Origin of the sequence: Acinetobacter sp. RF14B (genome assembly GCF_006864105.1) — a bacterium.
GTDB classification, from domain to species: domain Bacteria; phylum Pseudomonadota; class Gammaproteobacteria; order Pseudomonadales; family Moraxellaceae; genus Acinetobacter; species Acinetobacter lwoffii_C.
The window spans coordinates 1-275 of the sequence record NZ_SMTB01000282.1 but is presented as its reverse complement, the minus strand read 5'-3'; the positions used below and the strand labels follow the sequence as shown (position 1 = coordinate 275).

At 42.5% G+C, this 275-nt stretch carries 1 protein-coding gene; it reads left to right on the top strand.

The features are described 5' to 3' along the window. A partial coding sequence (locus E2K52_RS14980) for an IS30 family transposase (protein WP_151205748.1) occupies window positions 1-275 on the top strand: 275 nt, incomplete at both ends.

Genomic DNA, 275 nt, shown 5'->3' with positions numbered 1-275 from the left:
GTTATCTTTGGCTGAAAAAGTGCAGCACGCGCAAGGCTGAGGAAGTTTGCCAGGCTACGATCAGATTATTGGAACCGATCAAAGCGCATCTAAAAACAATTACCGCGGACAATGGTAAAGAGTTCAGCCTGCATGAGTATGCTGCTCAGGAATTAGATATAGATTGGTATTTCGCTGATCCCTATAGCGCCTGGCAGCGAGGAACAAATGAAAATACGAATGGATTGATCAGACAATATATTAGAAAAGGCAGTGACTTAAATGACTATACGGAT